Origin of the sequence: Chlorobaculum parvum NCIB 8327, from assembly GCF_000020505.1 — a bacterium.
GTDB classification, from domain to species: domain Bacteria; phylum Bacteroidota; class Chlorobiia; order Chlorobiales; family Chlorobiaceae; genus Chlorobaculum; species Chlorobaculum parvum_A.
This window is the reverse complement of record NC_011027.1, coordinates 852,088-865,764: the sequence shown is the minus strand read 5'-3', so window position 1 is coordinate 865,764 and position 13,677 is coordinate 852,088. Positions and strand designations below refer to the sequence as shown.

General features: G+C 53.9%; 11 protein-coding genes. 7 read left to right on the top strand and 4 right to left on the bottom strand.

Going from position 1 to position 13,677, the window contains the following annotated elements; genetic code table 11:
* The first annotated feature begins 18 nt into the window (after positions 1–18).
* Positions 19–2,694 carry a glycoside hydrolase family 15 protein gene (locus CPAR_RS04105; RefSeq protein WP_012502047.1) on the top strand — a complete coding sequence of 892 codons (2,676 nt, stop codon included), beginning with the start codon at positions 19–21 and terminating at the stop codon, positions 2,692–2,694.
* 9 nt (positions 2,695–2,703) lie between these two features.
* Here the strand turns inward: CPAR_RS04105 and lpxD are convergent, their stop codons facing one another.
* On the bottom strand, positions 2,704–3,771 hold the full coding sequence (lpxD, locus tag CPAR_RS04100; protein ID WP_012502046.1) for a UDP-3-O-(3-hydroxymyristoyl)glucosamine N-acyltransferase: 1,068 nt from the start codon (positions 3,769–3,771) through the stop codon (positions 2,704–2,706).
* A gap of 166 nt (positions 3,772–3,937) precedes the next feature.
* Here lpxD and CPAR_RS04095 point away from each other — a divergent pair, with 166 nt between their 5' ends.
* From CPAR_RS04095 to CPAR_RS04075, 5 genes are all read left to right on the top strand, one after another.
* A complete protein-coding gene (locus CPAR_RS04095) occupies positions 3,938–4,909 on the top strand; it encodes a ribose-phosphate pyrophosphokinase (RefSeq protein WP_012502045.1) in 972 nt (323 codons plus the stop codon).
* Between the two features lie 39 nt (positions 4,910–4,948).
* Positions 4,949–5,554, top strand: coding sequence for a 50S ribosomal protein L25/general stress protein Ctc (locus CPAR_RS04090; protein WP_012502044.1), 606 nt, complete (start codon positions 4,949–4,951; stop codon positions 5,552–5,554).
* 161 nt (positions 5,555–5,715) lie between these two features.
* Positions 5,716–7,200, top strand: coding sequence for an ABC transporter permease (locus CPAR_RS04085; protein ID WP_012502043.1), 1,485 nt, complete (start codon positions 5,716–5,718; stop codon positions 7,198–7,200).
* Positions 7,197–7,763 carry an NUDIX hydrolase gene (locus CPAR_RS04080; protein ID WP_012502042.1) on the top strand — a complete coding sequence of 189 codons (567 nt, stop codon included), beginning with the start codon at positions 7,197–7,199 and terminating at the stop codon, positions 7,761–7,763. Before CPAR_RS04085 ends, CPAR_RS04080 begins: the two co-directional genes overlap by 4 nt.
* 21 nt (positions 7,764–7,784) lie before the next feature.
* Positions 7,785–8,057 (top strand): hypothetical protein, encoded by a 273-nt coding sequence (locus CPAR_RS04075; RefSeq protein WP_012502041.1) that lies wholly within the window; start codon positions 7,785–7,787, stop codon positions 8,055–8,057.
* Between the two features lie 89 nt (positions 8,058–8,146).
* Here the strand turns inward: CPAR_RS04075 and CPAR_RS04070 are convergent, their stop codons facing one another.
* Positions 8,147–10,333 carry a ComEC/Rec2 family competence protein gene (locus CPAR_RS04070; protein ID WP_012502040.1) on the bottom strand — a complete coding sequence of 729 codons (2,187 nt, stop codon included), beginning with the start codon at positions 10,331–10,333 and terminating at the stop codon, positions 8,147–8,149.
* Positions 10,334–10,428: 95 nt separating this feature from the next.
* Here CPAR_RS04070 and metF point away from each other — a divergent pair, with 95 nt between their 5' ends.
* Positions 10,429–11,301 (top strand): methylenetetrahydrofolate reductase [NAD(P)H], encoded by an 873-nt coding sequence (metF, locus tag CPAR_RS04065; protein ID WP_012502039.1) that lies wholly within the window; start codon positions 10,429–10,431, stop codon positions 11,299–11,301.
* Between the two features lie 91 nt (positions 11,302–11,392).
* Here the strand turns inward: metF and CPAR_RS04060 are convergent, their stop codons facing one another.
* Positions 11,393–12,394 carry a hypothetical protein gene (locus CPAR_RS04060; RefSeq protein WP_012502038.1) on the bottom strand — a complete coding sequence of 334 codons (1,002 nt, stop codon included), beginning with the start codon at positions 12,392–12,394 and terminating at the stop codon, positions 11,393–11,395.
* Between the two features lie 103 nt (positions 12,395–12,497).
* On the bottom strand, positions 12,498–13,619 hold the full coding sequence (gene amrB / locus CPAR_RS04055) for an AmmeMemoRadiSam system protein B (protein WP_232203939.1): 1,122 nt from the start codon (positions 13,617–13,619) through the stop codon (positions 12,498–12,500).
* Positions 13,620–13,677 lie beyond the last annotated feature (58 nt).

Below are 13,677 nucleotides of genomic sequence, written 5' to 3'. Positions count from 1 at the left end.
TGAACCTCTCCCGACACTATGTATCGGAATATTTCGGATTACGGACTGATCGGCAACATGCAAACAGCGGCCCTTGTCTCAGCCGACGGCTCGATCGATTATTACTCTTTGCCGTACTTCGACTCCCCTACCATATTCGCTTCACTGCTCGATGAGCGCAACGGTGGATTTTTCAGCCTCAAACCTTCCGAACCTTTCACGTCGAGCCGGGAATACCTTACCGGCACCTGCATCCTCTCCACCTCGTTCACGACAAAACATGGCAGGGCAACGCTGTATGATTTCATGCCTGTTGAAAACAGCAGCCTGAGCCAACGGCCGCCGGGGATTCATCGGTGTCTGCGCGTTGACTATGGGCGTATGGATTTCATGCTGACCCTGGCACCTCGTCCGGATTATGCACGCAGCAAAAGCGTTATCCAGCATGATGGCCCCGGTTTTACCATCAGTCATGCTAACTCGCCCGTTACCCTGCTGCACTCCTTGCAGGATTTCGATGCTGACGGCACCGGAACCGACACGCTGACACTCTCGTTTTCTCTCGATCAGGGAGAATCGGCGCATTTCGATCTGGTGCACGGCCCGGTCAATCTCGAAGAAAAGCTCCCCTGTCCTTTTGAATCAACGAAAAGCTGGTGGAAGGAGTGGCTGCACTACTGCATCGGCGAGCGGTGCACCTGGCTCGGTGAATTCACCCCGCTGGTTCACCGCTCGATGCTAACGCTCAAGCTGCTCACCTTCCAGCCGACCGGGTCCATCATTGCCGCCGTCACGACCTCTTTGCCTGAAAGCATCGGTGGAGAACGAAACTGGGACTACCGTTTTACCTGGCTCCGGGACGCCTCGTTTACGCTCAAGTCCTTGTTCACGCTCGGCCACATCAACGAAGCGGACAGCTTCATCCGCTGGCTGCACGATACGTACCGAAAACACGGCAGCCGGGAGTTGATGATCATGTATTCGATCCACGGAGAACAGGCCCTTCGCGAACAGCATCTGACGCATCTTGACGGTTACAGGCACTCAAAGCCGCTCAGAATCGGCAACGCCGCGCACAGTCAGCAACAGTGGGATATCTACGGCGAGGTCATGGATGCCGCACTCCGGCTTTCCGATTATGCCGGCAAGATCGATGAAACGCTCTGGCCTTTTTTCCGGGATATTTGTGAAATGGCTATCGAAAACTGGCGCAAGCCCGATGACGGCATCTGGGAAGTCCGCAACGGACCGTACCATTTCGTCTATTCCAAGGTGATGTGCTGGGTAGCTCTCGACCGCGGCATCACCATCGCCAGGCGATTCGGATTCAATGCGCCACTCGATCGCTGGACTCGTGAACGGGAGGAGATCAGAAGCCAGGTGCTGTCACGGGGCTTCAGCAACAAGCTGAACTCGTTCGTCCAGCGTTTCGACACGGAGATTCTCGATGCAAGCCTGCTGATTTTGCCTCTGGTCAATTTTCTGCCTGTATCGGACCATCGCATTCAGGGCACCATCGAAGCCTGCCGGAAACATCTCATGAAAAACGGCTTCATCAGGCGCTACCTTGCCGATGACGGACTTCAGGGAGAGGAGGGTGGCTTTCTGCTCTGTAATTTCTGGATGATCGAATGCCTTGCCCTGTCGGGAAAAATCATCGAGGCCGAGGAGCTGCTTGGCGTCACCATGAACGCAGCCAACGATCTCGGACTGTTTGCAGAGGAATACGATCCTCGCCGAAAGGAGATGCTCGGCAACTTTCCGCAGGCGTTCAGCCACATCGGTTATATCAACGCCATCGCGGCGCTGCTCAGCGGAAAACTTCCGCCGGAAACCCGGGATCCCGAGCTTTCGCTGATGCAGAGAATGCAGTGGCTGCTGCCTCTCAGGCTCACCCTCAACGAATCTCGGCAGCCAGCTGAAAGTACAACGGAAAAAATCGAGACAAGACTGGATGCCAGACTGAAGGTCATGCTCGGACGACTTCAGGGAGCATTCTTCGATTCAAGGCATAGACGGGTCGACTACCCCGCCATGAAACGCTCCAGAAGTTTCGGGGAGTACCAGCGGCTTGCGCAGCATCTGCACAGATTCGATCCGGAGAGCCTGCAAACCGACATGGAGCGGAAAGCATTCTGGATCAACATCTACAACATTCTCATTATCCACGGCGTCATCACCCTTGATATCCAGCGTTCGGTGCTTGAAATCGTCAACTTTTTCGGCCGGATCGGTTACGACATCGGCGACCGGTTCTACTCGCCCGATGACATCGAGCACGGAATCCTGAGAAAAAATCGTTCTCATCCGACCTTTCCGATCAGGCAGTTCAGCAGCAATGATCCCCGGTTGCAACTTGCGGTCGAAACCTTCGATCCGAGAATTCATTTCGCGCTGGTCTGCGCATCAAGTTCCTGCCCTCCCATTGAATTCTACGATGCCGAAAAGATCGACCATCAGCTCGATATCGCCGCGCGCAGTTTCATCAACCGGAACGGTCTTGAACTGGATGAGAAAAAAAGGGAACTTCGCCTGTCGAGGATATTTCAGTGGTATGGGCGGGATTTCGGAGACAATCGAGACCAGGTGCTCGATTATCTCCTGCAATTCTGCGACGAATCTCTCCGCGAAAGGATTGTGTCGATGAGGACGCAACTACGCATACGCTATCTGCCCTACAACTGGGATCTCAACCGCAGATTGGGCGAAACGTAAGCGCGATTATCAAGCTAAACCGTCAAGCCGCTCCCACAACTCCTGCAATTTCGTTTCAAGCGCTTCGATTTTTGCCTTCATCTCCCCGAGTGAGCGAATCTGGGCTTCCTGGCGGAGCTGGTCACGCATGGGCTGGGCCGGCACGCCGCGAATGGCTTGGCCTGACTGCATGAAGGATTTGGAGATGCCGGCCTTGGCCGCCACCGAAATCTTGTCGGCAAGTTCAAGATGGCCTGCAAAGCCCGCCTGCCCGCCGATAAGGCAGTTGCGGCCGATCTTCACGCTGCCGGAAATGCCAGCCTGCGAAGCGATGACCGTATCGCCACCGATCCGGCAGTTATGCGCAATCTGCACAAGATTGTCGATCTTGACCCCTTTTTCGATGACGGTCTCCCCCATCGTCGCACGGTCAATCGTCGTGTTCGCGCCGATTTCGACATCATCCTCGATGCGCACCGTACCCATCTGGGGAATCTTTACGTAGGAGCCATCTTTCTGCGGCGCAAAACCGAAACCGTCGGCTCCGATGACCGTCCCGCTGTGAATCGTGACCCGATCTCCTATCAACGTGCCATCATACATGGTCACCTGTGGAAACAGCGTACACTCTGAACCAATCGTCACCTCGTCGAGCAGTACGGTGTTGGGGCCGATCACTGTATTGTCGCCAATCACGCAGCGCTCCCCGATGACCGCATGCTCGCCAACCGAAACGTTCCGACCGAGACGCGCCGATGGCGCAATCGACGCCGATGCGGCCACGCCAGACTCCGCAATCCGACGCGCTCCTGCAAAGTGCCGCAGGATGAACACAAACGCGGTGTAAGGGTCTTCGACCTTCAGGAAACTCATTCCCTCAGGCGCATCATCGACAGGAGCTTTGGGGTGCACAATCAGCAGCGAAGCGCCACTTTGCGCAATGTGTCGGTAATACTTTTCATTAGAGACGAAACTGACCTGCCCGGAGACGGCCTCTTCAATTTTAGCCGGACCGGTGATTTCGGTCTGATCCGAACCGACAAGCTCGACGGAGCTGAAATAACGCCCGAGAAAGGCATTGATGTCTGCAATGTTCATACTGTATGCGATGGCCGGAGAAAGCCAGAAAATTTACTTAGTAATTCAATCCATTTTGCTATATTCAAAATCCTAAATCGCGCCGGATGCGACAGCGTACGCCCGTACCCGATAAACGAAGGTGTTGGCGTAATATAATTCGTTTCATCAGAAAAAGCAGTGAAGGATGGAAACACCTATCAAAATTTTCGCAGGACGCAGTAACCCCGAACTTGCAGAGAAAATTGCCGATTACCTCGGGATGCCGCTGTGTGACGCAAAAGTGGAGAACTTCTCCGACGGCGAAATTTCGGTCAACTACTTCGAGTCGATTAGAGGCTCGGATATGTTCATCATCCAGTCGACCAATCCTCCGGGAGACAACCTGCTGGAACTGCTTATCATGATCGATGCTGCCAAACGCTCATCGGCGGCCAGAATTACGGCAGTCATGCCCTATTACGGCTATGCTCGTCAGGACAGAAAAGACAAGCCCCGCGTAGCCATCACGGCCAAGCTTGTGGCAAACCTCCTGACCCAGGCCGGCGCTGACAGAATTCTTACCATGGATCTGCACGCAGCGCAGATTCAGGGCTTTTTCGACATCCCGTTCGACCATCTCTATTCGAGTGTGGTGCTGATCGATTATGTCAAGAACATGGACATCGCCGACAACCTCGTCGTGGCCTCACCAGACGTCGGTGGCGTCAAACTGGCTCGCAAGTTTGCATCCGAGCTCGGCACCGAGCTGGTCATTGTTGACAAACGTCGTCCGAGAGCAAACGTGGCCGAGGTGATGAACATCATCGGCGACGTGAAGGGCAAAAACGTGCTGCTGGTCGATGACATGATCGACACGGCGGGCACCATCGTCAACGCTGCCAAAGCCATCCAGGAAGCCGGCGGCCTGAAGATTTATGCTGCGGCGACCCACCCGATTCTCTCCGGCCCGGCCATCGAGCGTATCAACAACTCGGTTTTCGAAAAAGTGATTGTCACCGACTCGCTGGTCAGCGAGCACGACTACTGCCCGAAACTCGAAATCGTCACCATCAGCAACCTGTTCGGCGAAGCCATCAAGCGTATCTACGACGGTGAGTCGGTCAGCTACCTGTTCGACAGCAAGAACATCTCGCACAAGATCACCAATCATAATTAATTCTTAAGCGTTAACAGTTAAAGGAGATAGAGGAAGAAGATGGAAACAAGAGCATTGTCTGTTAATCTTCGCGAAGTGAAGAAAAATGGAGCCGCAAAGCTGCGCCAGCAGGGTATGGTTCCGGCCGTTGTGTACCATAAAGGAGAAGAGACCGTTGCAATCAGTGTCGATGAAATCGCTCTGGACAAGCTCGTCCACTCTGCCGAATCGCACCTGATCGACCTGCAGTACCCCGATGGCAAATCGGTTCGCGCCTTCATCAAGGACTTGCAGTTCGACCCCGTCACCGATCGCGTCATCCATGCCGACTTCAAGCGCTTCACGGCTGACGAAGTTGTTGAGATGGAAGTTCCGATCCATGTCGAAGGTGAAGCTGTCGGCGTGAAAATCGGCGGCGGTAAACTCCAGATCAACATGCACACCCTGACCCTGAAAGGCAAACCGGCCAACATGCCCGAGCACTTCACGATCGATGTCTCTGCCCTTGAAACCGGTCACTCACTGCACATCAGCGACCTTCAGGCTACCGTTCCGGCAGGCACCATCGAGATCATCGGTGATGCCGACGCAGCCATTGTTTCGGTTGCTGCTCCCAGAAAAGAGGCTGAGGCTGAAGCCGAAGAGGAAACCACTGAAGAGGCCTGATTCAAAACCAGCCCAATCGCAGGATAAGCTCAAGCTGCCTTTCTCCGGAAAGGCAGCTTTTTTTTCGTCTCGCCGTTTGCAATCGAACGGCAAGTATCGTTTTTTGAGAAGTGCACGGAAAAAACAGCATTGCTTTCACTTAGCCCTATTCTCATTTTCCAATGGCTGCACAGCAACCGAATGATTCGCACGTCCCTGTCTGGTACCGCATCGTGCCGGGGCTTGGCCTGTTGAGAGCCGGCAAAACCGCCCAGGGCCTCTTTTTCGTGCTGGCGTTTACAGCATTCATCGTGTTGATGGTGCTCCGGTTCGATCTGCTGACGATCAGCCTGCGCTCACTCGTAACCGGCCTGAGTCTGCTGGTGCTCTCCCCCGTCAACTTCCAGCAAATTTTCACCCAGGAAATCCTCGAATTCTGGATCGCTGCGCTCTATCTGCTGCTCGTGCCGGTGCTGCTCATCTACTTTTCGTGGCGCTCGTACCGCAAACATCTCGAACGGCAACATGCCGCCGGGTCAGGGGAACTGAGCCTGTGGCAGCTCGGCATGATTTCCTTCAAACGCAACGGCATTTCGGTCGCCGCGTCAGTAGTCATCTTTCTGCTCTATTCGGTGGCCTTCCTTGCGCCATTTCTTGCCCCTTTCAGCCCTTTCGATCAGCAGGACTTTCTCGTCACCGCCTACCAGCCTCCTCTGACCCGCATCGACGCGCTGGTGCTCGACAAACATCGTACCGTCGTCATTCCGCAAAGACAAGGCGACGACGCGGTCGCCTCGCTGAGCAACGCCCTCATCACCGACAGCCAGAAGCTCAGGTCGAGAAACCGTGACTACGGACTGAAATTCGTTGACGGCTACCGCGTAGAAGGCGAACAGCTCTTCTACCGTCAGGGCATCAGGGAAAAAAGCATACCGCTCAACGAGCTTCGGTCGGTACACGACGGAAGCAGCAAACCGGGCTATATCGTCACAAAAACCTTTCTGCTCGGCACTGACCAGTACGGGCGTGACATCTTCAGCCGAGTGCTCTACGGCTCGCGCATTTCGCTCTCCATCGGCTTTCTGGTGGTACTCATTTCGGTGACACTCGGCACGGTGATCGGCGTCTCGTCGGGCTACTTCGGCGGCTGGGTGGACAGCATCCTGATGCGCATCGTCGATGTGCTGATCGCCTTTCCGGCGCTGTTTCTGATTCTGATTATCATCGCCACCTTCGGCAACTCGATCTACCTGATCGTCATCACCCTTTCGTTTACTGGCTGGATGGGCGTGGCCCGAATCGTGCGCGGCCAGGTGCTTTCGCTCAAGGAGCAGGAGTTCATCCTCGCGGCCAAGTCGCTCGGTCTGTCGAGCGCGCGCATCATCTTCCGCCACGTGATGCCCAACACGCTGACGCCGGTTATCGTGGCCGCAACGCTGCGCATCGGCAGCATTATCCTGACCGAAGCGGGCCTCTCCTTCCTCGGCCTCGGCGTGCAGCCACCAACCCCGAGCTGGGGCAACATCATCAACGAAGGGCGCGACAGCCTGCTCAACCACTGGTGGATTTCGACGTTCCCCGGCATCGCAATCCTCACCACGGTGGTTTCGTTCAACCTTATCGGCGACGGCATCCGAGACGCCCTCGACCCGAGGATGCGATCATGAGCAAACAGTTACCGGACGACCCACAGCCGTGGCAGACCCTTGAGTCGGAGTACCTGCACCGCGAAACATGGCTGACCATCCGCCGAGACAAGGTGAAGCTCTCCAACGGCAGAACCATCGACGATTACTATGTTCAGGAGTTCCCCGAGTGGATCAACGTCCTGGCCATCACGAAGGAGCGGAAGGCTGTTCTCATCCGGCAATACCGGCATGGGCTTGGCTCGGTCGATTACGAACTGCCGGCAGGCGTTTGCGAGCCCGACGAGTCGCCGCTTGAGGCCGCGCAACGCGAGCTGCTCGAAGAGACCGGGTACAGCGGCGGAGCGTGGTCGCCCTTGATGACGTTGAGTCCGAACCCGGCACTCCAGAACAACCTCTCCTACTCGTTCCTGGCCGAAGGAGTCACGCTTTCAGCAAGCCAACATCTCGATCCGACCGAAGAGATTACCGTCCACGAGGTGCCGCTGGATGACCTGCGCAACCTGATTTTCGAGGGCGAGATAATCCAGGCACTACATGCTGCACCCGTGCTCAAGTACCTGATGCAACAGTCGATACCTTGAGGGACAAAGAGGAGGCATGGCATGAAAAAACAGAAACAGCTCGAACTGCTTGAAGAGGCCATCAGCTCGACCGGTCACAAAATCCGGTACGAAAAAGGCAGTTTCGTTGGCGGAGAATGCCGGGTCAGGGAAAACAAAATCGTCGTGGTCAACAAGTTTTTACCCATCGAAGGCAAAATCGCCACCCTCGCTTCGGTACTGCGCCAACTCAATCCGCCCGGACTCTCCGCCAACGTTGTCAAAATCCTGGACGACCTGACGGCAAACGACCTGTTCAGCGGCAGGAACAGGTAGGGAAAGGGGCTGCCGCGAAGGCTGTACCCCTATGGGGATGTCCTGGAAAATCTGTAGGGGCAGTCCCTTGCGGCTGCCCTTCCCCCCCCTCAGTACCACACCGTCTGCCCGCTTTTCGACCGCACCTCAACCACCGGATGTTGCATCGCGAACCGCTCCAGCAAACCGCGCTGAACGTGCGGCATCGCAACACCAGGCACGAGCAGCATCCGCTGAGGATGAACCGAAGCAACCCACGATTCAAGTCGCGACCACTCCTTTTCAGTAAAGCGGCCGATCCAGAGTACCACATTCCCCCCATTCGCCGGAGTCTGTTCAAGTCGTTTCAGCCCTGATACGAACAGCCACGAACGCTGCTTGCTGTCGATCCTGAGCACTCGGTCAGCCGGACGACGGACGACGAACTGCCGTGACGCTGAAAGAAGTCCAGCGCTGACAGGCTGGAGCTGCTCATCCAAATCTGCCGAAAACATTCCCACCGAAGCCACCGGCTCCGCAAGTCCCCAGAGGCTCGACTGTCGCTTGATGCGCTCCCGATCCATCGGACGTCGCCCATCCTCAACCAGCAGGGTTTCGCTCCCTGACGAAAGCAGAAGCGCCATATCCCGTCCAGCATTGACCGTCACCATTCTTGGGGAATCGGGAACCGGGCGAATCACCTCATGCCAGAGCAACAGGTTCAAACCGATCAGAACGGAAACAGCCAACCGCCCCCAAGCTTTTGAGACAAGCGCATACAACGCCAACACGACTGTCAGATAGAACACTACCACCCCGAACAGATCGGGGTGAACCTCGATGCTGGCAAACGGCAGGCGGTTGAACAGCTCCACAAACCAAAGCGCGACATTGGCAAACAGCCACGAACTGAGTCCGAAAAGCTCCGCCACACCACCACCAAAACCGTGCAAAAGCGCCATCGGAAACGAGGCGTACATGGCCATGCTTGAAAAGAACACAACCGGCACATTGGCGATAATGCCCGAAGGTGCGTAGGTGCCGAAATACCACGCAATCACCGGAGCAATGCCGATCATCGCCGCCAGGCTCACGCTGAATGCGCTCCAGAAGAAATGCGCGACTTTGCGCAACACTCCATCGCCATCCGGAATGAGGCTTGAAAGCCACGGATAAATGGTAAGGATACCCACTACCGCGGCGTTGGTCATCTGAAACCCAGGGCTCAGCAGTTCGAGAGGATTGAAAAGCAGAATAATGAGATCGGCTGCGGCCAGCGAGTTTAACGGATAGCTTTTGCGCCCGATCGTGCCGCCGGCGATAATCACCGATGCCATAATCGCCGCACGTCTGGTCGAGGGCGCATTGCCGGTCACGAAACAGTACAGCGCAATCACCACCACCAGAATGAAAAGCGACAGCCATTTGCCCGCCAACGTCACCCGCAGGCGTTGCAAAGCAAGGTTGACCACATAGGCCAGCAACGCCACGTGCAGCCCCGACACAACCAGCACATGCGCCGTACCGGTACGCCGGAACGCATCGTACACCTCCTCCTGCACCAGCTCCCGCTCGCCGAGCATCATCCCCTTGATGAAGCCCTGTTCAGGCCCTTCCGGAAAGCGCTGATCGATAGCTGACCGGAGATAATTTCGCAAAGGATTAATGGCCAGCCCGAACGATAGAGAACTTGTCGGCTGCACTCCTTGGCGAACCATCCACGGGCCGACGCAAAAGAGCTGGCAATGCACACCCTTCAACCGGGAATACCACCGGGGGTCAAACTCGTCGCGGTTGGAGGCTGGCGGGATCAGACCGACCGAGCCCTTGACGTGAACAAAATCACCTTGCTGAATCCTGAACTGCTGATCGCCAGACATGCGGATAACCACCGTCACCGGCTCATCGACCCGAGTCGTGCGCCCGTTTTCGAACACCTCGCGAGCACTCACGCGCAAGCGCGCTTTGCCGTGGTTCACGACCGGACGAGCATCCACAATGCCGGACACAATCACCTCACGCCCAACCCACGAAAGCAACGAAGGTGAAGGCACGAGCCGAAAAACTGCTGCAGCATAAAAAGCAAACCCGGCAAACACCATCAGCAGGTAGCTCACAGCCAAAAGTGCCGACAGCTTGCTCACCAGAAGCCGTTTCCGATGAACGAACAAAAGAAGGCCGGTCACGATGCAAGCAAACAGCGCCACGGCAAGCCAGCCAAAAGGCGAAAACGGCAAAGCAATGGCGGCCAGAATGCCGAAAACGGCGCAGGCAAGCAGGCGCAGTGCTGGATGAGCAGGAAGGAAAAACCGCTTCATACTAGGGGTTATGGCGGTTATTTCAGGATTTAAGCAACAGGATAATTTAGTATATTCAGGTCATTTCCCGTTAACCAGCCAAACAAAACACCCGGATGCTTGTCAAAGAGATTCTCGACGCCAAAACCGAACCGGTCTTCAGCCTGGAATTTTTCCCTCCGAAAAAGCAGGACGACTGGGACAAACTCTTTGCCACCATCTCGAACCTTTCCCCTCTCGATCCTTCGTACGTGAGCGTCACTTACGGCGCAGGCGGCTCGACGCGGGAACGCACGCACAATCTGGTCACCAAAATCCAGCAGGAAACCGGCCTGACGGTTGTTTCGCACCTGACCTGCATCGGCGCGGAGAAGAGCGAAATCGAAAGCGTTCTGCAAAACTACCGGGAGCACGGAATCACCAATGTGCTCGCCCTGCGCGGCGATAAACCTGCCGACATCCCCACGCTCGCTGAGGCGATCAAGGACTTTCCGCACGCCATCGACCTCGTGAAATTCATCAAAGCGAACTTCCCGGAAATGGGCATCGGCGTGGCAGGCTTCCCCGAAGGCCACCCAGAAACGCCGAACAGGATGAAGGAGCTTGAATATCTCAAGGAGAAGATTGACGCCGGAGCCGACTACATCGTCACCCAGCTCTTCTTCGACAACCGCGACTACTTCGACTACGTCGAGCGCTGTGAGCTGGCGGGCATCACCGTGCCGATCATCCCCGGCATCATGCCCATCATGACGAAGAAAGGCATGATCCGCATGGGCGAACTCGCCCTCGGCTCAAGAATCCCGTCGAAGCTGTTGCGCAAAGTACTCGAAGCGTCGGATGACAAAGAGGTCGCCGAAATCGGCGTTGAATGGGCCACCAACCAGGTGCAGGAGTTATTGGATCACAAAGTCAAAGGCATCCACTTCTACACCCTCAACCTGTCCGAAGCCACGCTGAAGATTTTCCGGAATCTGAAGCGGGGGTAAGTAATCATTAAACACTGACCTTTTGAAGGTCATGCGATCCATGCATTTCGAAAAATGAAAAAGCCTCAACTATAAACTGAGGCTTTTATTATTAAACTTCTCGAGAAACCGGAGCTATAACCGTATTTACATTTGGAGAAACGTCACCAAAAAGGTCTATTTGAGGTTGTTGTTCATAACTGTTCAACAATTCTGGTTGCGCTAAAGGCTGTAGTGATTCAATTATCTCGATGAGAGGATATTCCCTCCTATCTTCTAAAAGTCTTGCCACCATCCTATGAGATGCCATAGGTAGATTTACTTCTCTTGGAACTCTCGCATCTGCTGCCAAAAATTGCTGCACAATCCCCCACGCAACGTAAAAAAGCTCCATAAATGCACCATCATAGGGCAAAGGACATACTACAAGATTTTTCTGAAAATCTAATCTTATTCTATCATCTCTTCCTTGCTGCGAAGGAATAATTGCAATACGCAATCCTTTTGCCCCCTCAAGATGTCTTGGGTTTATTTTTACCGTTGTCCCAACCCACCTATCCGAGTCGCTCATGCCTAAAAACAAATCAGCCTTCCACAAGCCACTAATACTATAAGGAAGTGAAGGACGTGTTGTTGGTTTTCTAAATGCAGCTGCCAACATATTTATATACCTACGCAATTTAATTGGTTGAGCCTGAGCCCCTGTTAATAATCGAGACTCGTCTGTCAGCAAATTTTCCGCAGTCTCAAGCAATTGGATCGCTCCAGACTTTTCAGCCCCAAATAATATCGAAGATGTCTGATTACCCGGAACACGACAATATTTCCGCATACTATCATTCACCTTTTCAAGAATCGGCGCATCACCTCGGCGAATGGCATCATGCACCGCATATTCGAAACATATACCACAATCACCATCACCCGGCCGGTACAATCGCGGAAGCATAAAAAGCTTCACATTAGCATAACCATTAACCTCCTCAACTACCTCACGCTTTAAAGCATGTAATAATCCATAAAGTATTGGCCTCACAACAGCTATAATTGCAGAAACCTCATCTGCAATTTCATTAATCTGTTGTTCCACACGAACCTTAATTATATCTGACATAACATTACTTTAGAAAGGTTTTTCTGGAAAAATAAAACTCTTTTTTTTTAAGGATAAAATACATCTCACAACACCATATTTCAATGCCTTCGTTTCTATTTAATTATTTAAACCCAATCGCCGGATAACCCACCCAATGCCTCTGCATAGCAATCGCCGTCTCACCCATTCCCAGATCATCGACTTTCAAATGCGGCTGGCTGATGCTCGTAGCATAAGCAATCGGCACGCCTTTTAACGGAGCGCTTTTTTCCAGCTTCTGCAAATCCCGGGACGTCAACAGAGCAACGGAAATAGCATAGTTTCCGCACCAGCTCCATTTGTATTCCTTGAAATTATCCGGCTTGGTCGTGTAGGCATAAAATCTGGCAACTTTCTTTTCGGTCAATTCCGAGTCAAAACAGGTGCTGATTATTTCCCGATCATAAGCTTCTGCCAGCGCATTCGCTTTGCTGCCGGTTCCGTAATAGGCATAATTGTATCCGCCCCAATCTTCATCGCCATAATGCACGGCGTCGGACGAAATCAGGATGGCAACATCCTCTCCCCAGCGCAAATTCTTCTGGCTCATCACGATAAACAGTGCCTTGGCCAAATGCTTGCTGATGGTTTGCATCCGCTCGAAATCCATGTACGGCACCAGAATGCTGATGACTTCAACATCCCTTTTCTGGTATTGCAGAAACGGAATCATCGCCTCCACGGAATATTCCTCGCTCTGCATCGGATCGTGCACGATGGCCATATCGGCAGGCAACTGCTTGATGATTTCTTCCCGCAGCGGCGACACCGTGACCGGTCCGTACGGACCGCGCCATGAGCTGAAGCTGTCGAAAACGAGCCAGTTTTCGAGATTGTAGCGCCACGCTTTGTGAGCCACGCCGAAAATGATGACTGTTTTTGCCTTGATATTTCTCAACACCGCCGGATAGAGCCAGCTCGCGTAGGTGTAATCGTCATGCGGACAGATCGCCGCCCGCCACACGGTTCCCACTGGCTGCTGCGTACGAGCAAGATCGTCATGATACAGTCTATCGATTCGCACCATGACTGAATCCATTTGCCTGGCCTTATGCGCAAATCCAACCGTATCAGCCAATGCGCGCGTCGAAAATTCAGGATCGGATCGAGCAAGCAGTACACTGTTCGACAGGATAAGCGCAAAAAACAAGCACATCGAAATAACCGTTCGCGCGATATATCTCATCTTTTCAGCTTGCTGCATGGTTCTTTGTTTGATAACAAAACAAGCGCTGCTATTCTGAAATCAACATCAGAACAGG